Below are 22031 nucleotides of genomic sequence, written 5' to 3'. Positions count from 1 at the left end.
CGCGGCGAGGGGGCGGCGTGAGCGGGCGGAGCGAGCGAGTCGGTCGGCTCGGTGTGACTCATGCCGGCCGTGAGCCCAGCGAGGGGGCGGTATGAGCGGGCGTGGCGGCGTGAGTGCGCCGGTCGGGGTGCAGCGGCCGCCGGCCGAGGTCCGGTACGCCGACGAACTGGCCCGGCTGCGCGACACCGACCGTGGCGAGCGGCCACCCGGCTGGGCGCTCAGCCTCCAGGCCGCCCGCACCTTCGTCCTCGGCGACGAGCGGGCCGGTATCAGCGCCAAGTTCGTCGGCGACCCGTCGCTGATCGACCGGGCCCTGGTGGCGCTGGCCACCAGCCGTGGACTGATGCTGGTCGGCGAGCCGGGCACCGCCAAGTCGCTGCTGTCGGAACTGCTCGCCGCCGCGGTCAGCGGCGACTCGACGCTGACCATCCAGGGCGGTGCCGCGACCACCGAGGACCAGATCAAATACTCGTGGAACTACGCCCTGCTGGTCGCCGACGGCCCGTCGACCCGGTCGCTGGTGCCGGCTCCGTTGCTGCGCGGCATGGCCGAGGGCCGGGTGGTCCGCTTCGAGGAGATCACCCGGTGCCCGCTGGAGGTGCAGGACTGCCTGCTGTCGCCGCTGTCCGACCGGGTGCTGTCGGTGCCGGAGCTGTCCGGCGCCGACGCGATGGTCTTCGCCCGGGAGGGCTTCAACATCATCGCCACCGCCAACACCCGGGACCGGGGCGTCAACGAGATGAGTGCGGCGCTGAAGCGCCGGTTCAACTTCGAGACCGTCTTCCCGATCCCCGACCTGGCCACCGAACTCGACCTGGTGGAGGCCGAGGCCGGCGCGCTGCTGCGCCGCTCCGGGGTGACCGTGCCACCCCGGCGGGACGTACTCGAGGTGCTGGTCACCACGTTCCGTGAGCTGCGGGCCGGCACCACCGGCCGGGGTGAGCCGGCGGACCGGCTGTCGGCGGTGATGAGCACCGCCGAGGCCGTGTCGGTGGCGCACGCCGTCGGCCTGCGGGCCTGGTTCCTGCGCGGCGACGCCGGCACCCCGGCCGACATCGTGCCCTGCCTGGCCGGCACAGCCGCCAAGGACGACGCCGAGGACCTGGCCCGGCTGCGCCGCTACCTGGAGCAGCGGGTGCCCCGGCACGCCGGCGCGCACTGGAAGGCGTTCCACGACGCCCGGCACCTGCTGCCCGGCTGATGACCGCACCACCCGCCGGCCCGGTCGCCGGCGTGACCTACCTCGGCGTACGCCATCACAGCCCGGCCTGCGCCCGGCTGGTCGCGTCCACGATCGAGGCGCTGCGGCCGGCGTACGTGCTGGTGGAGGGGCCGGCCGACGTCAACGACCGGCTCGACGAGCTGCTGCTCGGCCACCGGCTGCCGGTCGCCGTCTTCACCTCCTACCGCGACGGCACCCGGGCGCACGCCTCGTGGAGCCCGTTCTGCGACTACTCCCCGGAGTGGGTGGCGCTCACCACCGGCCGGCGGCTCGGGGCCGAGGTCCGGTTCATCGACCTGCCGGCGTGGCATCCGGCGTTCGCCGACCGCACCAACCGCTACGCCGACGCCGAGCGCCGCTACGCCGAGGTCGTCGACCGGCTGTGCCGTACCTTCGCCGTCGACAACGTCGACACGCTGTGGGACCACCTGTTCGAGATCCAGCCCGACGACGGACTCGCCGAACGCCTGGCCACCTACTTCGACCTGCTGCGCGACGAGTCGACGGCCGGCGACGACGACTGCGCCCGCGAGGCGTACATGGCCCGCTGGGTCGACGCGGCGGCGACCCGGGCCGACGGTCGCCCGGTGGTCGTGGTGTCCGGCGGCTTCCACCGGCCGGCCCTGATGCGGCTCGCCGGCACCGGCGACGGCCGCTGGCCGGACGTACCCCGGCCGCCGGACGGCGCCCGCGGCGGCAGCTTCCTGGTGCCGTATTCGTTCCGCCGGCTCGACTCGTTCGACGGCTACCAGTCCGGCATGCCGTCGCCCGACTACTACCAGCGGCTGTGGGAGCACGGCCCGGCCCGGGCCGCCGACGACCTGACCGCGTCGGTCGTCGCCCGGCTGCGTCGCCGCCGCCAGCGGGTCTCCACCGCCGACCTGGTCGCCGCCCGCACGATGGCGGCCGGCCTGGCCCGGGTACGCGGCCACCGGCCGCCGGCGCGCGTCGACATCCTCGACGGCCTCGTCTCGGCGCTGGTCGACGAGGCACTCGAGGTGCCGCTGCCGTGGACCAGCCGGGGCCCGCTGCCGGCCGGCACGCACCCGGTGGTCGTCGAGATGGTGGCGGCGCTCAGCGGCGACCGGGTGGGCCGGCTGCACCCGGACACCCCGCTGCCGCCGCTCGTCGGCGACGTCACCGCCGAACTGGAACGCCACGGGCTCGGCACCGCCGGCGAGGTCCGGCTCGACCTGACCGCCCCGGCCGACCTGGCCCGCAGCCGGGTCCTGCACCGGCTGCGCACGCTGGGCGTACCCGGGTTCCGGCGGGAGTCCGGCCCGACCGCCGGCGTCGACGCGGTGCTGGTCGAGCGGTGGTCGGTCGAGGTGCCCGAGGAGCGGCTCAGCGCCCTGATCGAGGCCAGCGGCTACGGTGCGACGCTGCGGGACGCGGCCGTCGCCCGGCTCGCCCAACGGGCCGCCGTCGTCGCCGGCGACGCGGGCCGGCTGGCATCGGTGCTGTTCGACGCCGCCCTGTGCGGGATCGCCGACCTCTCCGGGGACGTGCTCGACCGGGTGGCCGGGGCGGTCGGCGCGGTACGGGAACTGGCTTCGCTCGGCCGGGTGCTCGCCGTCGCCCTCGGCCTGTGGCGGCACGACCGGTTGTTCGGGGTGGCGCGCACCGGCGTGCTCGGCGCGGTGATCTCGTCGGCGACGGTCCGGGCGCTGTGGCTGGCGGAAGGCATCCGGGGCGGGCCGGCACCGGCCGAGCCGGCGCGGCTGGCGGCGGTGGCGGCGCTGCGCGACGCGGTCGTGCACGCCGGGCCGGTGCTGGAACTCGACCGGCCGGCGGTGCTCGCGGTCGCCGGCCGGCTGGCCGCCGACCGGGGCGTGCCACCGGACCTGCGCGGGGCCATGTTCGGCCTCACCTGGGCGCTGGGCACCGGCGCCGACCCGGTCGCGGCGGTCCGCACCGCCGGCGGCAGCGACACCCTCGGCGACTGGCTGGCCGGCCTGTTCGCGCTGGCCCGTGAGGAGATCCTGAGCGCCGACACCGGGCCGGGCGACGGCCGGCCCGATCTGCTCGGGGTGCTCGACGGGCTGGTCACCGCGATGCCCGAGCGCGAGTTCCTGGTCGCGTTGCCGGGCCTGCGGCAGGCGTTCGCGTACTTCCCGCCCCGGGAGCGGGAACGGGTCGCCGGGCGGCTGCTGGACCGCCGGGGGGTGGCCGGTTCCGGCGGTGCCCTGCTGCGTACGGCCGGTGACCCGGTCCTGTTCGCCCGGGGCCGCGAACTCGACGCGGACGTCGAGGCGGTCCTCGCCCGCGCCGGCCTGCTCCCGGAGCGGGCACTGTCACCGAACGGGAACGGGGTGGGGACGTGAGCGAGGCGGTCGCGTGACCGACGAGGGGCTGGAGCGGTGGCGGCTGGTGCTCGGCGAGCCGGCCGACGCCTGTGCGGGGGCGGGCGGGCTGACCGGGCGGGCGGCGGCCCGCGACGCCGCGCTCGGCTGGCTGTACGGCCGGGACGAGGACCTGGCCCGCCGTGACGTACGCCGGGGCGGTGGCCGGGCCGGCGGTGACGGTCCGTCGGCGCTGACCACCATCGACTGGCTGGACGAGATCCACCGGCTGTTTCCGAAGGAGACCGTCGAGCGGCTGGAACGTGACGCGGTCGAACGTTACGAGATCCACGAGGTGGTCACCGACCCGGCGGTGTTGGCCCGGGTCGAGCCGAACGCGACGCTGCTCAAGGCGGTGCTACGGACCCGGCACCTGATGAACCCGCGGGTGCTGGAGCTGGCCCGGCGGATCGTCGCCGCCGTGGTCGCCGAGCTGCTGGAGCGGCTGGCGGCGGAGGTCCGGCAGGCGTTCGCCGGTACCCGGTCGCGCCGGCCGAGCCGGTTCCGGCAGTCGCGCAACTTCGACGTACGGCGGACCATCGCCGGCAACCTCGCCCACTACCAGCCCGAACACCGCCGGTTGGTGATCGAGACGCCGTACTTCGTGTCCCGTACCCGCCGGCACCTCGAGCGGTGGCAGGTGATCCTGCTGGTCGACCAGTCCGGGTCGATGGTCGGCTCGGTCATCCACTCGGCGGTCACCGCGGCGTGCCTGTGGGGGCTGCCGGGGGTCAAGACGCATCTGGTCGCGTTCGACACGAACGTCGTCGACCTCACCGCCGACGTCGACGACCCGGTGGAGCTGCTGATGAAGGTGCAACTCGGCGGCGGCACCAACATCGCGCGGGCGGTCGCGTACGCCGCCGGCCTGGTCGAGAACCCGCGCCGTACGATCGTCGCCCTGGTCAGCGACTTCTACGAGGGCGGCGACCAGGGCCAGCTGGTCCGGGGGGTCGCCCGCCTCGTCGAGCAGGGCACCCACGTCCTCGGCCTGGCCGCGCTGGACGAGGATGCCAACCCCGACTACGACCGGGCGATGGCCCAGCGGCTGGCCGACGTCGGGGCCGGGGTGGGCGCGATGACGCCCGGGGAACTCGCCGCCTTCGTCGCCGAGCACGTCGGCCGATGACCGCGACCCGCGCCGACCTGCTGGCGCTGACCCCGGACGCGCTGGCCGCGCTGACGAACCGCGGCCTGCTCAAGCGTGCCGCGAAGGCGGTCGACGCCGGCGACGGCCCGGTGGTCGGGGTCGAGTCGGACGGCACCCTGACCGGGGAGCACCCGGACGGGGTACGGACCCGGATCGGGCCGGGCGCCGCCCTCGACGCGGCGGACTGCGACTGCGGCGCTCCGGGCGCCTGCCGGCACGTGCTGACCCTGGTGCTGGCCTACCAGGCCGCCGCCATGACCGGCTCGCCGGCCGGGCCGGGCGCCCCGCCAACCCCGGCTCCTGCGGCACCGGCCGGCGACCCGCCGCCGGCCGCCCCGGCGGTGCTCGACTGGTCGCCGGGAACGTTCGGCGACGACGAGATCGAGGCGCTGATCGGCAGTCGGGCGCTGGCCCTGGCCCGCCGTACCCACCGGCGCGGCTTCAGCGCGCTGGTGCGCCGTCCCGGGGCCGCCGACCCGGCGCCGCTGGTGGAGCTGCCGTCGTGCACGGTCCGGTTCCTGGTGCCGCACCAGCTCGGCTACGCGCACACCGCGGCCGCCCCGGGCGCCCACCAGGAGGCGGTCGCGCTGGCGGTGTGGGCCTGCCGGGTCGCCGACGAGACCGCCCCGGGGGTGCCGGAGGTACGCGTCGAGGTCGGCGGCGCCATCGTCACCGTCGGCGGTTCCGGTCTCGAGGCGGCGCTGGACCTCGCCGACGAGGTGCTGCTCGAGGGGGCGGTCAACTCCGCGGGGCTGGCCGGCGCGTTCGCCGTCGTACGGCGTGACCTCGAGGCGGCCAACCTGCGCTGGCCGCTGCTCGCCCTCGACGACCTCGCCGGCCAGTTGACCGCCTACCGGGAGCGCAGTGCCCACTACCATCCCGAGCGCGTCGCCGACCTGCTCGCCGAGCTGCACGCCCGGCACCGGGCGGTGACCGGCGCCGCCGCCGGCCCGCGCACGCGGGTGCTCGGCACCGAGGAGGCGGCCGAGACCCCGCTGCGCCGGGTCCGGCTCACCGGTCTCGGCTGCCGGATCACCGGCACGGCCGAGGACCGTACGGCGGAGGTGTTCCTCGCCCAGGCGGATTCGGCGACCGTGCTGGTGCTGCGCCACCGGTGGCCGGTCGCCGAGGGCACCGATCCGACCGGGCCGGAACTCGCCGGCCGGCGGGTCGGCGGGGCCACCGTCGGTGCGCTGGCCGCCGGCAACCTCGTCACCGAGTCGGCGGCGCGCAGTGCCGCGCACCGGGTCCGGCTGGCGACCCGGCGGATCGCGGCGACGACCGTGTCGCCGTCGTCCGGCGGCTGGCGGTCGCTGCCCGACGGGCTGGTGGTCCGGGACCTGGCCGGGCTGGCCGTCACCCTCGAGGCGCTGCCGCCACGGCTGATCCGCCCGCGGGTCGACGCGGAGGCGTTCCGGGTGGTCGAGATCGCCGAGGTACGGTCCATCGGCTACCGGCCCGGCGACCAGCGGCTCGACGCGGTGGTCGCCGACGCCGCCGGTGGTACGGCCACGGTGTCCGCCGTACACCGTGGGGTGTGCCCGGGGGCGCTGGACGCGCTGGCCGGGGCGTTGCGCGGCGAGCGGGGGCGGCCCCGGTTCGTCAGCGGGGCGGTGCACCGTACCCGGGGTGGTCTGGTGGTGGCGCCGGCCGCGGTCGCGGTGGAGGGCGCGGTGGTGGTGCCGGATCTGGCCGAGGGCGACGACCGTGGTCACCTGGCCACCGGGGCCGACGCGCGGGTCGACGAGCTGGGCGCCGCCGTCGACGCGGCGCTGGGGCTGCTGGCGGAGCTGGCGCATCGCGGGGTCCGGCACCTGCCGCCGACGTTTCCGCAGCGGCTGCGGGCCGCCGGCCGGGTGCTCGCCGGGGTTGGGCTGCGCCGGTCGGCGGACGCGGTGGAGGAGGTGGCGGCGGGGCTCGGTGCCGACCCGCCGGCGGTGTGTGGGCCGTGGGTGGACGCGCAGATCCGGCTGTCGGTGACCGCCGACCGTCGTTGACGGGTCCCGAGCGCATTGCATTGGTGTCCCGGCCCTATTGGAATGGGACCGGGGCCGGGCTCAGGGCGAGACGAGCTGGCCGTAGACGCCGGTGAGCCGCAGTTGCCGTTCGACAAACGGGGCCACCGCCCGGACCTTGTAGCCGACGCCGGAATCGATAGCGGCGTTGTAGCCGGCGAGCAGCGCTCCGATTCCGGTCGAATCGACGAAACTGACGTGTAGCAGGTCGACCACGATACGTGGCGGGCGCTGTGCCTCCACCAGGTCGACGAGCATTGCCCGCAGGGCGTCGTTCGTCGCCAGGTCCAGCTCGCCGCGCAGTTCGACCACGACCGTGCCGTCGTCGAGTTTCTGCTGGTTGACCACTGCGTCTCCCATGCCTTGCCCCCTCCGCGCGATCGTCTTCCTCTTTCCCAAGGTAGGCGACGATCAACCCCGGCGCAGGGAGCGCGGCCCCGCCCACGGCCGTCCGGCCGCGCCCGGACGGCCCGGTAGGGGGTCGGGCGATTACCGCATCGGCGCCCGGGCGCACCTGCCATTACGCGTACGGTGAGGCTGTGATCGCTATTCGTCATTGCGGATCGACGTGAATGGCGCCTCCGTGTCGCAACAGAAGCGTAATCTGGCACGCACACCTCGGATTTGCTCTTCGACCTCGTGCTACGCGAGACTTGATCTCCGCCCTGACCACCTTTCTAGGAGATTCCATGGCCCGACAGGTAATTACCACACTCATCGACGACCTCGACGGTCAACCGGCCGACCGCACGGTCGAGTTCGGTATCGACGGCGTCAACTACACGATCGACCTCTCGGACGCCAATGCCGGCAAGCTCCGGGCGGCTCTCGACGAGTTCATCAAGGCCGGCCACCGTATCGGCCGGGGCGGCGTGGTGCGTCCGGTGAACCGTCCGGTCGGCCGTTCGACGGCGACCAGTAGCAGCGGTCGCGACGAGAACCGCGCGATTCGTGCCTGGGCGGCGGAGAACGGTTTCGAGGTTTCCGACCGGGGCCGCATTCCGCAGGAGGTCAGCGACGCCTACCGGACCGCGCACGGTCGGTGATCTGCCGGCACGGGTTCCCGGGACGGAGCCGTCAGTCGGGCGGGGAGCGCCTGGCGGCTCGGCCGGTACCGCGTCCGTCCGGACCGTGACGGGCGGCCGCGCGATGTCACCGAGGGCGATCGTCCGCCGCCGCCGTCGTGCGGTGACCGGTCCGGTCGCCCCCGTGTCCCGCCCCGCCGTGGTGCCGGCGCGAGACGGCGGGACATTCATTCATTTCGGGATCGCCCGACACGGCCGGGAACGGTAGGTTTCTCGCCGTGGAAGAGATCGACCGCGCTATCGTCGCCGCCCTCACCGCGGACGGCCGACTGTCCTACACCGATCTGGCGGAAAAGGTCGGCCTTTCCGTGTCGGCCGTGCACCAGCGGGTGCGCCGGCTGGAACAACGGGAAGTGATCAAAGGCTATTCGGCCCGGGTGTCGTTCGAGGCGCTCGACCTGCCGTTGACGGCGTTCGTGGCGATCCGGCCGTTCGATCCGTCGCAGCCCGACGACGCGCCGGAACGGCTTTCGCACCTGCCGGAGATCGATTCCTGCTATTCGGTGGCGGGGGAGGACTTCTATCTGCTGCTGGTGCGGGTGGCGGGTCCCACCGACCTCGAACGGGTCCTTCAGGAGATCCGCACCGCGGCGAACGTGACGACGCGTACGACGGTCGTGCTGTCGACGCCGTACGAGAACCGGCCGCCGAAGGTGGCCCAGCAGCCGGCGCCGTAGCCCCGGCGCCGCCCTGGGCACCGGGGCCGGGTACGCCGGATCAGTCGGCGACGACGTCCGCGACCACGCAGGCGATGTTGTCGGGGGCGCCGTTGTCGTAGGCGAGGGCGATGAGCGCGTCGACGGTGCGCGCCGGTTCGCCGGCGTCGCGCAGGGTGGTGTGCAGCGCGGCGGGCGGTACGACCCCGGACAGCCCGTCGGAGCAGAGCAGGTAGCGGTCGCCGTCGAGGGCGCGGTGCAGCGACAGGTCGGGTTCGGTGCCGGCGGCCCCGGTCAGGGCGCGGGCGAGCAGGGCCCGCTGTGGGTGGGTGAGGGCCTCCTGCGGGCCGAGCCGTCCCTCGTCGACCTGGGACTGCACCCAGGTGTGGTCGTGGGTGAGCTGGCTGAGCCGCCCGTCGCGCAGCAGGTAGACGCGGGTGTCGCCGATGTGGGCCAGGGCGAGGTGCGAGCCGTTCCACAGCATGGCGGTCAGGGTGGTGGCAGCCTCGCCGTCGCCGGCCGGGACGTCGGCGCCGACGTGGTCGACGGCCCGGTTGGCGCGGGCCACGGCGTCGGCGAGGGCGCCGAGCGGGTCGTCCACGGTGGCCGTCTCCAGGGCGGTGAGCGCCTCGACGGCGGCGGTGCTGGCCCGGCCACCGGGGCCGCGGGTGCCGTCGGCGACGGCGAGCAGCCGGGTGCCGGCGTAGGCGACGTCCTCGTTGGTGTCGCGCCCGTGGCCGGCGTCGGTACGGGCGGCGGGGCGGATGCCCAGTGCGGTGTCGTGCATGGTGACCCTTCCTGACAGGTCTTCCACGAGGCGGGTGGCGAGCCGCTGGCGTACGGCGGTGTCGGCGGCGACATGGGCCCAGTAGGCGGCGACCTCGTCGGCGGCCGCGGCGGGGCCGAGGTCGCAGACGGCCCGGATCCGGGCCAGTGGCATGCCGATACCGCGTAGCCGGGCGATGAGCCGGGCACGGTCGAGTTGCGCCTGGTCGTAGTACCGGTATCCGGTGTCGCCGTCGACGGCGGCCGGCGGCAGCAGGCCGAGTTCGTCGTACAGCCGCAGGGCCTTGGCCGACAGCCGGGCGGCCGCGGCGAAGGCTCCGATGGTCAGCAGTGGCACTCCCGCCCCCTCCTCGTGCCGGCCGGTCGGCCGGTCACCCGATGCTGCGGCTTGCCCCAGGGGAAGGGTCCAGTCCGCGTTCTCAGGTGTTCCAGCGCAGGATGACGGGGCGGGAGTGTTCGTGGCCGAGGGCGGAAAGGGTGGCGGTGTCGAGGCGGAGCCGGCCGCCGGCGGCCGGGGGCAGCGCGATCCAGCGGGCGCCGGTGACGCGCAGGCAGTGTCCGTGGGCGACGAGGGCGACGTCGCCGCCGGCGAGCAGGGTGGCGGCGCGGGCGAGGACCCGGTCGACGCGGGTGCCGATCCGGTCGGGGGTCTCGCCGCCGGGGGCGCCGTCGGTCCACAGGTTCCAGTCGGGGCGGTCGGCGTGGATCTCGGCGGTGGTGCGGCCCTCGTAGTCGCCGTAGTTCCATTCGGCGAGGTCGTCGTCGACCGTGGTGACGGTGAGCCCGGCGAGTTCGGCGGTGCGCAGGGCCCGCCGGCGGGGGCTGGCCAGGACGGCGGCGAAGGTGCGCCCGGCGAGCCGGTCCCGCAGGTCGCGGGCCTGGCGTTCGCCGTCGGGGCTGAGGTCGAGGTCGGTGTACGAGGTGTGCCGGTGCGCGGCGCTCCACTCGGTGTGGCCGTGCCGGACGAGGACGATCTCCGCCATGCCCTCAGTCAACCACCGACGGCTTCCCGGTGTTGACCTAGCGTCCTAGGATGCGATAGCGATGGTCTCCCCCGCCACCGAACATGTTTCCGGCACCGGACCAGGGGGCATGCCAGGAGTCAGGACCAACCGACACCGGCACGACGGAGGAGTCGAGATGAGCATCGCCGACAAGGCCCGGAACAAGGCCGAGGAGATGAAGGGCGCCGCCAAGGAGAAGTTCGGCGACGCCACCGACAACGAGCGCATGCGGACCGAGGGGGCGGCGGAGAAGACCGGTGCGCGGACCAAACAGGCCGGTGAACACGTGAAGGACGCCGGCCGCGACGTACGGGACGCGTTCCGGGGCTGATCGTACGAACGACGAGGAAGGGGACCCCCGACGTCGGGGGTCCCCTTCCTCGTGCGCGGGTCAGGCCGCCGTCTGCTTACGCCACCAGCGCTGGCCGGACTCGGGCAGCGTGTCGATCGGGTCGTAGTAGGCGTAGCGCTTGTCGTAGACCTCGTCGTCGTCGGTCTCGATCGAGGTGCGGTAGTTCTTCGTCCAGTAGGAGATGCCGTGCTCGCGGTCGTACTCGGTGAGCATGTGGACCCAGCGCTTGCCGACGAACGGGACGTCGCAGACGATCCGCGGGGTGGCGTAGCCGGGCAGGTAGCCCATCAGGTCGTGCTGGAGCTGCTGGGCGTGCCAGACCGGGACCCGCCAGTGTTCGGCGTTGGGGATCATGTCGCACATGTAGAAGTAGTACGGCAGGATTCCGGCCTCGCCCTGGAGGGCGAAGCAGAGGTCGAGCAGGTCGGTGGCGGTGGCGTTGACGCCGCGCATCAGGACGCCCTGGTTGCGTACGTCGCGTACGCCGACGTCGAGCGCGGTCTGGGCGGCGCGGGCGACCAGCGGGGTCAGGGACTGGACGTGGTTGACGTGGGTGTGGATGGCGAGGTTGACGCCGCGGCGGGCGGCGGTGCGGGCGACGCGTTCGAGTCCTTCGACGACTTCGGGCTGTAGCCAGTGCTGGGGTAGGCCCATGAGGGCCTTGGTGGCGAGCCGGATGTCGCGGATGGTTTCGATGTCGAGCAGCCGCATGAGGTAGTTCTCGAGGTTGCGCCAGGGGACGTTGGCGACGTCGCCGCCGGAGACGACGACGTCGCGTACGCCGGGGTGGGCGCGTAGGTAGGTGATGTGGGCGTCGTAGCGGTCGACGGGTTTGAGGGTGAGTTTGAGTTTGTCGACGGCGGGGGTGGAGTTGCCGACGAGGTCCATGCGCGTGCAGTGGCCGCAGTACTGGGGGCAGGTGGAGAGCAGTTCGGCGAGGACTTTGGTGGGGTAGCGGTGGGTGAGTCCTTCGGCGACCCACATGTCGTGTTCGTGGAGTGAGTCGCGGCTGGCGTTGGGGTGGGACGGCCAGTCGGTGCGGCGGTCGGAGGCGATCGGGATCATGTAGCGCCGGATCGGGTCGGCGCGCAGCGTGTCGGTGGTGACGGGGCCGGTGGGGACCATGGTGTTGATCATCTGGGGTGGGATGAGCATCGACATGGTGGCGTGTTCGGCCTGGTCGGCGGTGAGGTCGGCGTAGAAGGTGTCGTCGACGAGGTCACCGAGGACGGCGCGGAGCTGTTTGGTGTTCCTGACGCAGTTGACGCGTTGCCATTGGGCGGATTCCCACTGTTCGCGGGTGATGTCGCGCCAGCCGGGGAAGCGGGTCCAGTCGGGTTCGGTGAGTTCGCGGCGGACGTAGTCGTACGGCTGTCCGGCGGTGGGGCGCGCTCCGGGGGTGGTGGGCGCGGGGTGCGTGGGGCGGGGTGCCGCCTCCTTGGGGTGCGTCACGGACCCTCCTGGTGGGTGCGCGCCCGGGTGGGTTACCCGGGTCGGGGCCGCCTGAGGCTACTGGAAATCCTCCTGTCGAGGAACTATTCTGCCGGAAGTTTTCCCGCGTTGCGAGTTGGGTTGGCAGATGAGAGGGGTCGCGATGACGTCGCCGGTCGGGCTGCACCGGGTGATCGAGCCGGCGGGGGTGTTGCCGCAGGCCGCGTGGCGGCTGGACGCGACCCCGCGGGCCGGCGCGGACGAGGTGCTCATCGGTGTGGAGCGGCTGAACCTGGACGCGGCGAGCTTCCGGCAGTTGTCGGAGAAGCACGGTGGTGACGGTGCGGCGGTGCGGGCCGAGGTGCTCGGGATCATCCGGTCGCGCGGCAAGATGCACAATCCGGTCACCGGGTCGGGCGGGATGCTGGTCGGTACGGTCCGGGAGGTCGGTCCGGAGTCGCCGCTGGGACTGAAGGTCGGTGACCGGGTGGCGACGCTGGTGTCGTTGACGTTGACGCCGCTGTCGGTCGACGACGACCTGGCCGGCTGGGACGGCCTGGGTGAGCAGGTGCCGTGTGCGGGGCACGCGGTGCTGTTCGCGCGGTCGGTCGCGGCGGTGCTGCCGGACGACCTGGATCCGCGCCTGTCGTTGTCGGTGCTGGACGTGTGTGGTGCGCCGGCGCTGACCGACCGGGTGGTGCGCGGGTATGCGGCGCCGACGGTGGCGGTGCTCGGTGGTGCGGGCAAGAGCGGGTCGCTGGCGCTGGCGGCGGCGCGGCGGGCGGGTGCGGCGCGCACGGTCGGGGTGGTTCCGGTGGCCGGTGAGCGGGAGCGGCTGGTGGCGGCGGGGCTGGCGGACGAGGTGGTGCTGGCGGACGCGCGTGATCCGGTGGCGTTGTCGGCGGCGGTGGCGGGTGCGTTGGGTGGCCCGGCCGATGTGACGGTGGTGTGTGTGGACGTGCCGGGTTGCGAGCACGGGGCGATTTTGTCGACGGCGGAGCGGGGCACGGTGGTGTTCTTCTCGATGGCGACGAGTTTCGCGGCGGCGGCGTTGGGGGCGGAGGGGTTGGCGGCGGACGTGTCGATGCTGGTCGGTAACGGTTACGTGCCGGGGCATGCGGAGTTCGCGTTGGGGTTGCTGCGGGCGGAGCCGGGTGTGCGTGGGTTGTTCGAGGCGCGGTTGGCGGCAGACTGATGGGCATGACTGATGCCTCTGTGCGCGAAGGTGGCCGTTCGGTGCTCTACCGGGGTGGCCGGTTCTACTGTCCGGCGGAGCCGACGGCTACGGCGATGCTGGTGCGGGACGGGTTGATCGCCTGGTTGGGGGTGGACGCGGAGGCGCCGTCGGCGGATGCGGTGGTGGATCTGGGTGGGGGGTTGGTGACGCCGGCGTTCGTGGACGCGCATGTGCATGCGACGGACACGGGGTTGGCGTTGTCGGGGTTGGACCTGTCGGGGGTGCGGTCGGCGGGGGAGTTGTTGGCGGCGGTGGCGGGGTTCGCGGCGGGGTTGCCGGCGGATGCGGTGGTGATCGGGCACGGGTGGGACGAGTCGACGTGGTCGGATCAGGTGCCGCCGGGGCCGGCGGAGTTGGATCGGGCGGCAGCGGGGCGGCGGGTGTATCTGTCGCAGGCGTCGATCCATTCGGCGTTGTGTTCGTCGGCGTTGTTGGCGGCGGCGCCGCAGGTGCGGGCGGTGGAGGGGTTCGACGGGTCGGGGTGGGTGCGGGAGGCGGCGCACCATGTGGTGCGCGGGGTGGCGTTGGGGTCGGTGTCGGCGGCGCAGCGGGGGTTGGCGCAGCGGGCGGCGTTGCGGCATGCGGCGGGGTTGGGGGTGGCGGCGGTGCACGAGTGCGGTGGGCCGGGTACGTCGAGTGAGGCGGATTTCGTGGGGGTGTTGGGGTTGTCGGGGGTGGGGTTGCCGGAGGTGTACGGCTATTGGGGTGAGTTGATGGGTGGGGTGCGGGCGCGGGAGTTGGGTGCGGTGGCGGCGGGTGGTGACCTGTACGCGGATGGGGCGTTGGGGTCGCGTACGGCGCATGTGTCGCAGGCGTATCTGGATGGTGACCGGGGTTGCGGGTTGGGGTTCGTGTCGGTGGATCAGGTGCGTGACCACCTGGTGGAGTGTGTGGGGTTGGGGTTGCAGGGCGGTTTCCACGCGATCGGTGACGAGGCGATCGCGACGGTGTTGTCGGGGTTCGCGGCGGCGGCGCAGGAGGTGGGGGTGGCGCGGTTGCGGGCGGGTCGGCATCGGATCGAGCATGCGGAGATGGCGGACAAGCCGATGATCGGGCGGTTCGTGGAGTTCGGGATCGTGGCGAGTATGCAGCCGGCGTTCGACCGGTTGTGGGGTGGTGGGGAGCGGATGTACGCGCAGCGGTTGGGGGTGGAGCGGTCGTTGGATTCGAATCCGTTGGGTGCGATGCACGGGGTGGGTGTGGCGTTGGCGTTCGGGTCGGATTCGCCGGTGACGCCGGTGGATCCGTGGGGTTCGGTGCGGGCGGCGGTGTCGCATTTCAATCCGGTGCATCGGATGAGTGTGCGGGCGGCGTTCGCGGCGCACAGTCGGGGTGGTTGGCGGGCGTTGCCGCCTGGGGCGGGGCGGGTGATGGACGGGGTGCTGGCGCCGGGGGCGCCGGCGACGTTCGCGGTGTGGGACGTGGCGACGGAGGTGGTGGGTGGGTTGCCGGTTCTGGTGGCCGAGGACCCGGATCTTCGTGGGCCGGCGGATCCGACTCCGCTTCCGGTTTGTCGGCGCACGGTGTTGCGTGGCGACGTGATTTTCGGCGAGGGGTGAGCGTGGGCAAGCTGGATCTGGACCCGGTGCTGGTGGGCCGGGCGCGGGAGTTGGCGCGGCGGGCTGGTCAGCCGGTGGTGGATCTGGCGCGCGGTCATACGACGGTGTCGGTGGAGCGGGCGGTGTTGCGGCTGGCCGGGGTGTCGGGTGCGGATCCGGACGGGATTCCGTGGGTGAACCGGTTGGTGGACGCGGTGGTCGCCGATGTGGGGTTGGGGCATGGGGTGGCGGTGCCGGTGTTCGAGGCGATGGCGCGGGAGGGTGTCGACGATGTGACGTTGCTGGCGCAGAAGGCGGCGGCGGGGTCGGTGCGGTTCGTGGTGCCGTCGGGGCGGGGGGCGTCGGCGGCGCGGCGGGCGTCGCGTCGGGCGGTGGCGGCGGGGGTGCGGTCGATCGACCGGCGGCGGGCGGAGCGGGAGCGTCTGGTGCGGCGGTGGGGGGATCCGCCACGACGGCCGTGGGTGTATCTGATCGTGGCGACGGGTGACATCTACGAGGACATTCCGCAGGCGCAGGCGGCGGCGCGGGCGGGTGCGGACGTGATCGCGGTGATCCGGTCGACGGGGCAGTCGTTGTTGGACTATGTGCCGGAGGGGGCGACGCGGGAGGGTTTCGCGGGGACGTACGCGACGCAGGAGAACTTCCGGTTGATGCGGGCGGCGTTGGACGAGTCGTCGCGGGAGTTGGGGCGTTATGTGCGGTTGACGAATTACGCGTCCGGGTTGTGTATGCCGGAGATGGCGACGCTCGCGGGTCTGGAGCGGCTGGACATGATGTTGAACGATTCGATGTACGGGATTCTGTTTCGGGACATCAATCCGGTGCGGACGTTTGTCGACCAGCGGTTTTCGCGGCAGGTGCACGCGCGTGCGGGGATCATCATCAATACCGGTGAGGACAATTATCTGACGACGGCGGATGCGGTCGACGAGGCGCACACGGTGACGGTGTCGCAGTTGTTGAACGAGTTTTTCGCGCATGAGGCGGGGTTGGCGGACTGGCAGTTGGGGTTGGGGCACGCGTTCGAGATCAATCCGGATGTGCCGGAGTCGTTGCGGTTGGAGTTGGCGCACGCGTTGCTGGCGCGGGAGTTGTTTCCGGATGCGCCGTTGAAGTGGATGCCGCCGACGAAGCACATGACCGGGGACGTGTTCCGGGGGAATCTGCTGGACGGGTTCTTCAATCTGGTGGGTGCGCTGACCGGTCAGGGGATCCTGCTGGTGGGGATGATGACCGAGGCGGTGGTGACGCCGTGGTTGTCCGACCGGGACATCGCGTTGCAGAACGTGCGGTACGTGCTGGGTGCGGCGGGCGGGTTGGCGGAGGATTTCGTGCCGGCGCCGGGCGGGTTCATCCAGGCGCGGGCGAACCAGGTGTTGGGTGAGGCGGTGTCGTTGCTGGAGCGGATCGTCGACGACACGTTGTTGCGGGCGATCGCGGAGGGGACGTTCGGGATCATGCGGCGGCCGGCGGACCGGGGCAAGGGCCTGGACGGGGTGGCGCGGCACGAGGCGGGCTACTACAACCCGGCGACGGAGATCCTGGAGGGGCCCGTGGGCGCGAGGAGTGAGCGAGCGCAGCGAGTGAGCCCCGCAGTCGCGAACGAAAGGTCGGCACCGTGAGCGCGAGGAGTGCAGCGAAGCGGAGCCCCGCAGTCGCGAACGAAAGGTCGGCACCGTGACGGATGTGGTGGGCAGGCAGGTCGTGCGGCCGTACGGGGACACGACCGGGGACGGCATGGTGCAGGTGTCGTTCACGTTGCCGGTGCGGTTGGACAAGCGGGCCGAGGGTGCGGCGTTGCAGTTGGCGGCGAAGATGGGGCTGGATCCGGCGATGCTGGTCCATTCGCGGCAGATGGGGGACGGTTTCACGTTCTTCGTGGTGTACGGGCGGGTGAACCATCTGGTGGATCTGTCGAAGGTGGAGGTGGTGGAGAGGGACTTTCCGCTGCTGTCCGCCAAGGAGGTCAACGCGGTGGTGAAGCGCCGGATGCGGCGCAAGTTGTCGGTGGTGGGGGCGTGTATCGGTACGGACGCGCACACGGTGGGCATCGACGCGATCCTGAACGTGAAGGGGATCGCGGGTGAGAAGGGGCTCGAGTACTACCGGGAGTTGCGGGTGACGAACCTGGGTGCGCAGGTGAGTGTGCCGGATCTGGTGGAGGCGGCGCGGGCGGAGCGGGCGGACGCGGTGCTGGTGTCGCAGGTGGTGACGCAGCGGGACGCGCATCTGCACAACACGCGGGAGATGTCGGCGGCGTTCCGGGAGGCGTTGCCGGCGGGTCGGCGGCCGTTGCTGGTCGTGGGTGGGCCGCGGTTCGACGAGAAGATGGCCGGCGAGTTGGGTGTGGACCGGATCTTCGGTCGGGGTACGACGCCGGGTGAGGTCGCGAGCTACCTGGTGCACGCGTTGATCACGAAGAAGGTGGGGGCATGAGCGAGCGCAGCGAGAGCGGTGACGGGCGGTTGGGGTTGACGGTGACGCACCGGCGGTATGTGCCGTACTCGCACGCGCACTACGCGGGGAATCTGGTCGACGGGGCGTACGCGTTGGGGTTGTTCGGTGACGTGGCGACGGAGGTGTGTATCCGTACCGATGGTGACGAGGGGTTGTTCGCGTCGTATTCGGATGTGCAGTTCCGGGGGCCGGTGCGGGCCGGTGACGTGGTGGAGGTGTCGGCGACGGTGACCCGGGTGGGGACGCGGTCGCGGACGCTGGATTTCGTGTGCGCGGTGGTGTGCCGTGGTGAGGGTGTGGGGTCGGCGGCGTCGGTGCTGCCGGAGCCGCTGGTGGCGGTGACGGCGACCGGTACGGTGGTCGTCCCGCCCCGCCCGTGATCCGGGTCGGTTGCCGGTGACGTACGCGGTCTGTGCCGATGTCGGGTCGACGTTCACGAAGGTGGCGGTCGTCGACCTGGCCGGTGGTGGTCTGGTCGGGTCGGCGTCGGGGCCGACGACGGTGGGTTCGGACGTGTTGCACGGCCTGGACGCGGTGGTGGCGGCGGCGACCGCCGGTCTTCGGGGCACGGATGTGCCGTGGCTGGTGTGTTCGTCGGCCGGTGGTGGGCTGCGGCTGGCGGTGGTCGGTTACGAGGAGTTGGTGACGGCGCAGGCCGGGGCCCGGGTCGGGTTGTCGGCGGGGGCACGGGTGGTGCATGTGGCGGCGGGCCGGCTGGATGCGGCGGGGTTGTCGGCGTTGCGGGCGGCGCGGCCGGACGTGGTGTTGCTGGTCGGTGGCACCGATGGTGGTGACGCGGAGGTGCTGGTCCACAACGCGGGCCGGTTGGCGCGGTGGCGGGTGCCGGTGGTCGTGGCCGGCAACGTCGAGGTGCGTGACGAGGTGGTGGCGGTGCTTTCCGGGCGGGGGGTGCCGGTGTCGGCGGCCGACAACGTGTTGCCGCGGATCGGGGTGCTGGCGCCGGGTTCGGCGCGGGCGGCGATCCGGGGGGTGTTTCTGCGGCATGTGATCGGCGGTAAGCGGTTGTCGCGGGGGCCGCGGTTCGCGTCGCTGGTGCGGGCGGCGACCCCGGACGCGGTGTTGACCGGGGTGGAGGTCCTTGCCGGGCAGGTCGGTGGTGACCTGCTGGTGGTGGATGTGGGTGGGGCGACCACGGACGTGTATTCGGTGTTGACTCCGGACGAGCGGGCGACGGGGCCGGGGCGGGAGGTGGCCGGCATGTGGTGGCGGGCCCGGACGGTCGAGGGTGATCTGGGGATGCGGTGGAGTGCGCCGGGGGTGGTCGCGGCGGCGGAGCAGGAGCGGTTGCTGGCCGCCGGTGAGGGTGAGGGGTTGGTGGTGGCGGCGGCGGGTCTGGCGGCGGATCCGTCGGCGCTTGCGGGGGCGGGTGGTGTGGTGGATCTGCGGATCGCGGAGTTGGCGGTGACGGTGGCGTTGCGCCGGCATGCCCGTGGCGGTGGGCGTGGCGAGCGGGCGGCGCGGGATCTGCGGGACGTGCGGCTGGTGGTCGGTTCGGGCGGGGTGTTGCGGCACACCCGTGGTGGTGCGGGGGTGCTGGCGGCGGCGTTGGCGGATCATGCCGGTGGGTGGGCGGTGCCGCGGGCGCCGCGGACGGTTGTCGACGTCGACTACGTGTTGGCGGCGGTGGGGTTGTTGGCGGAGGAGTTTCCGGTGGCGGCGGCGGGGTTGGCGCGGGGGTTGGCTGGTACGTCGGACAGGTGATCCGGGCGCAACACGCCAGGGCGACACGCCGGTGTTCGCGATGTCTGCCGTTGCGGCTGTTGACAGGTCCTGGGGGGTGGCACGTACCGTCTTTGAGTCCTACAACGGGAAGCGGCTGTTGTTCGCTTCGTCCCTTCGTCTGCTGGCCGCGCGGCAACTGTCGCCACGGCCAGGTCCAGTGGGCGGGGGTCGGCGGGGCGGCGCGAACCGGCTGCGACTTACCGGTGTACGGGCAGGGGGAATTACGCGGCCAGTAGACAACGGCCTGACGGGGGCAGCCAGCCACCGTCTTGTCGGTCCGAAGGTCGGGTGGGTCGCCACTGCCGCACCGGCCGGGAGGGGCCTGGGAGCATCGGGGCGTGACCGTAACGGTCACGCCCCGATTTCCGTTTGTGGTGGTGAACCCGCTGGTCGTCCGTTGCGTGCGGCTTTGTGCGGGGCGTGGTTTTGCGGCCCGGTAGCGTTGCGGGGATGGACCGTCGCCGGGGTGTGCCGGCGCGGCCGGGTCATGGGTGAGGCGCGGGTGGCGATGGTGCGGACGGCCGGTGTGGACCGGTCGGGTTCGGGTGACGTCGGTGCGGTGGGCGGGGGCGTGCCGGGCCGGCCGCTGCCGTGGTGGTTGTCGCTGCTGGCGGCGGTCGGGGCGGGGCTGGCGCTGCTGGTGTCGTTTCCGCCGTACGGCCGGTGGTGGCTGGCGCCGGTCGGGGTGGCGTTGTTCGCGGTGGCGGTGCACCGGCGGCGGCCGCTGGCCGGGTTCGGGTACGGGGCGCTGTCCGGTGCGGTGTTCTTCGTGCCGTTGCTGTCCTGGACGAACCTGCACCTGAGCAATCTGCCGTGGCTGCTGCTGTCCGGGCTGGAGTCGGCGTACCTGGGGTTGCTGGGTGCGGTGGCGGCGTACGTGAGTCCGGTCGTGGACCGGGCGCGGTGGTCGTGGCCGGCGGTGGCCGGGGTGTTGTGGGTGGCGCAGGAGGCGTTGCGGGACCGGACCCCGTTCGGCGGGTTTCCGTGGGGGCGGCTGGCGTTCAGCCAGGACGAGTCGCCGCTGCTGCGGCTGGCGGCGGTCGGTGGGGCGCCGCTGGTGACGTTCGCGGTCGCGGTCGCCGGCGGGTTCGTGGTGGCGGCGCTGTGGCGGTCGTGGCGGCCGGTGGGCCGGGCCGCGGTGGTGCCGGTCGTGGCCGGGCTCGGTGGTGCGGTGGCGGTCGTCGGGGCCGGGTTCGTGGTGCCGGTCGGTGGCACGCCGACGACGGGTACGGCGGTGGTGGCGGTGGTGCAGGGCAACGTGCCGCGGATGGGTTTCGATTTCAACGCGCAGCGGCGGGCGGTGCTGGACAATCACGTCAACGGCACCGTCGAGTTGGCGCGGCGGGTCGCGGCCGGCGAGCAGGAGCGGCCGGACCTGGTGGTGTGGCCGGAGAACTCCAGCGACATCGACCCGTTGCGGAACGCGGATGCGGCGGCGCGGATCTCGGTGGCTGCCGACGCGATCGGGGCGCCGATCCTGGTCGGTGCGGTGTTGCGGGGGCCGGAGCCGGGTCAGGTCCGCAACGTGGGCCTGGTGTGGCTGCCGGGGGTCGGCGTCGACCGGGAGCGGATGTACGTCAAGCGGCATCCGGTGCCGTTCGCGGAGTACGTGCCGTTGCGGGACATCGCGCGCATGGTCAGCAAGGAGGTCGACCGGGTGGCGTCGGACTTCGTGCCGGGGTCGGAGCCGGGGGTGTTGCCGCTGGGGCCGGCGGTCGTCGGTGACGTCATCTGTTTCGAGGTGGCGTACGACGGCATCGTGCGCGACACCGTGGTCGGGGGTGCGCAGTTGCTGGTGGTGCAGACGAACAACGCGACGTTCAACGAGGCGGAGGCGCGGCAGCAGTTGGCGATGGTGCGGCTGCGGGCGGTCGAGCACGGCCGGCAGGCGCTGATGGCGTCCACGGTCGGGGTGTCGGGGTTCGTCGGGGTCGACGGGCGGGTATTCCAGGGCACCGGGTTCAACACCGCCGAGGTGATCGTGCGGGAGCTGGAGTTGCGGGAGGGGCGCACGGTCGCGACGCGGGTCGGGTTGTGGCCGGAGGTGCTGCTGGTGGTGGGTGCCGGTGCGGTCGTCGCCGTCGCGGCGGTGTGGCGTCGCCGGGCCCGTCCGGCCGGCGCGGGTACGGCGGTCGTGGCGGGCGCCGGTGAGGATACGGAGGAACGGTGAGCGACGACGTGGGCGGCTACCCGGGGGTGGGCCGGGTGCTGGTGGTCATCCCGACGTACAACGAGGCCGACAACGTCGGCGTGATCACCTCGCGGGTGCGGCGGGCGGTGCCGGCGGTCGACGTCCTGATCGCCGACGACAACAGCCCGGACGGCACCGGTGACGTCGCCGACGCCATCGCTGCCGACGATCCGCGGGTGCACGTGCTGCACCGGCCGGGTAAGCAGGGGCTGGGTGCGGCGTACGTGGCGGGGTTCGCGCTGGCCCGCGAGTGCGGCTACGACGCGGTGGTGGAGATGGACGCCGACGGTTCGCACGCCCCGGAGGAGCTGTCGCGGCTGCTGGACGCGGCCCGTGACGCCGACGTGGTGATCGGGTCGCGGTGGGTGCGTGGCGGGAAGGTCGTGAACTGGCCGTGGCACCGGCAGCTGCTGTCGCGCGGCGGGAACCTGTACACGCGGCTGGCGTTGGGGATGCCGGTCCACGACGCGACCGGCGGCTACCGGGTCTACCGGCTGCCGGCCCTGGAGAAGATCCACTTCGAGTCGGTGGCGTCGCAGGGCTACTCGTTCCAGGTGGAGTTGTCGCGGCGGGTGCACCGGGCCGGGCTGCGGATCGTGGAGGTGCCGATCACGTTCGCCGAGCGGGAGCGGGGGGCGAGCAAGATGAGCACCCTGATCGTCGGTGAGGCGCTGTGGCGGGTCACGATGTGGGGTGCCCGGGACCGGCGGGACGCGGTGACGAAGGCGGTGCGGTCCCGTACCGACGCCCACGCGCGCTGGCCGTGACCGGTACGCGTGTCATGCTTGAATGGTTGGACAC

General features: G+C 72.9%; 18 protein-coding genes and 1 pseudogene. 15 read left to right on the top strand and 4 right to left on the bottom strand.

The genetic code is table 11. The features are described 5' to 3' along the window. Positions 1-91 precede the first annotated feature (91 nt). From QCD66_RS18295 to QCD66_RS18280, 4 genes are read left to right on the top strand one after another with little or no spacing between them, the layout of a single operon-like run. The gene (locus QCD66_RS18295; protein ID WP_364219933.1) at positions 92-1201 is read left to right on the top strand and encodes an AAA family ATPase; all 1110 of its coding nucleotides are present in this window, start codon (positions 92-94) and stop codon (positions 1199-1201) included. Continuing rightward, the gene (locus QCD66_RS18290; protein WP_407566683.1) at positions 1201-3546 is read left to right on the top strand and encodes a DUF5682 family protein; all 2346 of its coding nucleotides are present in this window, start codon (positions 1201-1203) and stop codon (positions 3544-3546) included. The genes QCD66_RS18295 and QCD66_RS18290 overlap by 1 nt, the downstream gene beginning before the upstream one ends. A gap of 13 nt (positions 3547-3559) precedes the next feature. Then, a complete protein-coding gene (locus tag QCD66_RS18285) occupies positions 3560-4693 on the top strand; it encodes a VWA domain-containing protein (RefSeq protein WP_357540277.1) in 1134 nt (377 codons plus the stop codon). Then, a complete protein-coding gene (locus QCD66_RS18280) occupies positions 4690-6711 on the top strand; it encodes a hypothetical protein (protein ID WP_407566682.1) in 2022 nt (673 codons plus the stop codon). Before QCD66_RS18285 ends, QCD66_RS18280 begins: the two co-directional genes overlap by 4 nt. A gap of 60 nt (positions 6712-6771) precedes the next feature. Here QCD66_RS18280 and QCD66_RS18275 read toward each other — a convergent pair whose 3' ends face one another. After that, a complete protein-coding gene (locus tag QCD66_RS18275; protein WP_375736502.1) occupies positions 6772-7089 on the bottom strand; it encodes an STAS domain-containing protein in 318 nt (105 codons plus the stop codon). 329 nt (positions 7090-7418) lie between these two features. Here QCD66_RS18275 and QCD66_RS18270 point away from each other — a divergent pair, with 329 nt between their 5' ends. Together QCD66_RS18270 and QCD66_RS18265 are read left to right on the top strand one after the other, a co-directional pair. Further along, positions 7419-7775 (top strand): Lsr2 family protein, encoded by a 357-nt coding sequence (locus tag QCD66_RS18270; RefSeq protein ID WP_357540283.1) that lies wholly within the window; start codon positions 7419-7421, stop codon positions 7773-7775. Between the two features lie 257 nt (positions 7776-8032). Then, positions 8033-8491 (top strand): Lrp/AsnC family transcriptional regulator, encoded by a 459-nt coding sequence (locus QCD66_RS18265; RefSeq protein WP_212818169.1) that lies wholly within the window; start codon positions 8033-8035, stop codon positions 8489-8491. A 40-nt stretch (positions 8492-8531) separates the two neighbouring features. On the opposite strand, the gene QCD66_RS18260 is transcribed toward QCD66_RS18265, so the two are convergent. After that, positions 8532-9593 carry a MerR family transcriptional regulator gene (locus QCD66_RS18260; protein ID WP_375736501.1) on the bottom strand — a complete coding sequence of 354 codons (1062 nt, stop codon included), beginning with the start codon at positions 9591-9593 and terminating at the stop codon, positions 8532-8534. Between the two features lie 82 nt (positions 9594-9675). Beyond that, positions 9676-10239, bottom strand: coding sequence for a histidine phosphatase family protein (locus QCD66_RS18255; RefSeq protein ID WP_375736500.1), 564 nt, complete (start codon positions 10237-10239; stop codon positions 9676-9678). Between the two features lie 157 nt (positions 10240-10396). Here QCD66_RS18255 and QCD66_RS18250 point away from each other — a divergent pair, with 157 nt between their 5' ends. Next, entirely contained in the window at positions 10397-10591 is a 195-nt protein-coding gene (locus QCD66_RS18250; protein ID WP_375736499.1) for a CsbD family protein, read from the top strand. 60 nt (positions 10592-10651) lie between these two features. Here the strand turns inward: QCD66_RS18250 and QCD66_RS18245 are convergent, their stop codons facing one another. Beyond that, positions 10652-12064 carry a KamA family radical SAM protein gene (locus QCD66_RS18245; protein WP_375736498.1) on the bottom strand — a complete coding sequence of 471 codons (1413 nt, stop codon included), beginning with the start codon at positions 12062-12064 and terminating at the stop codon, positions 10652-10654. 142 nt (positions 12065-12206) lie between these two features. Here QCD66_RS18245 and QCD66_RS18240 point away from each other — a divergent pair, with 142 nt between their 5' ends. The 8 genes and pseudogenes from QCD66_RS18240 (at position 12207) to QCD66_RS18205 (ending at position 21997) form a co-directional block, all read left to right on the top strand. Then, the gene (locus QCD66_RS18240) at positions 12207-13238 is read left to right on the top strand and encodes a zinc-binding alcohol dehydrogenase (RefSeq protein WP_357540293.1); all 1032 of its coding nucleotides are present in this window, start codon (positions 12207-12209) and stop codon (positions 13236-13238) included. Positions 13239-13333: 95 nt separating this feature from the next. After that, complete coding sequence (locus QCD66_RS18235; RefSeq protein ID WP_364219956.1) at positions 13334-14839, top strand: amidohydrolase family protein; 1506 nt, start codon at positions 13334-13336, stop codon at positions 14837-14839. Between the two features lie 2 nt (positions 14840-14841). Further along, positions 14842-16389 (top strand): annotated as a pseudogene (locus QCD66_RS18230) (lysine 5,6-aminomutase subunit alpha); the annotation flags it as partial. Positions 16390-16516: 127 nt separating this feature from the next. After that, complete coding sequence (locus QCD66_RS18225) at positions 16517-17275, top strand: OAM dimerization domain-containing protein (protein WP_364219959.1); 759 nt, start codon at positions 16517-16519, stop codon at positions 17273-17275. Further along, positions 17272-17676 carry a hotdog domain-containing protein gene (locus QCD66_RS18220; protein ID WP_364219962.1) on the top strand — a complete coding sequence of 135 codons (405 nt, stop codon included), beginning with the start codon at positions 17272-17274 and terminating at the stop codon, positions 17674-17676. Before QCD66_RS18225 ends, QCD66_RS18220 begins: the two co-directional genes overlap by 4 nt. Before the next feature lie 16 nt (positions 17677-17692). Then, positions 17693-19018, top strand: coding sequence for a glutamate mutase L (locus tag QCD66_RS18215; protein WP_375736497.1), 1326 nt, complete (start codon positions 17693-17695; stop codon positions 19016-19018). Between the two features lie 529 nt (positions 19019-19547). Then, the gene (lnt, locus tag QCD66_RS18210; protein WP_375736504.1) at positions 19548-21209 is read left to right on the top strand and encodes an apolipoprotein N-acyltransferase; all 1662 of its coding nucleotides are present in this window, start codon (positions 19548-19550) and stop codon (positions 21207-21209) included. Next, positions 21206-21997 (top strand): polyprenol monophosphomannose synthase, encoded by a 792-nt coding sequence (locus QCD66_RS18205; protein ID WP_364219971.1) that lies wholly within the window; start codon positions 21206-21208, stop codon positions 21995-21997. The genes lnt and QCD66_RS18205 overlap by 4 nt, the downstream gene beginning before the upstream one ends. Positions 21998-22031: the final 34 nt, after the last annotated feature.

The sequence above is a fragment of the Polymorphospora sp. A560 genome (genome assembly GCF_045781765.1).
Taxonomy (GTDB): Bacteria; Actinomycetota; Actinomycetes; order Mycobacteriales; family Micromonosporaceae; genus Polymorphospora; species Polymorphospora lycopeni.
Note: the sequence above shows the minus strand (reverse complement) of the source record. Positions and strands in the feature narration are given on the sequence as shown.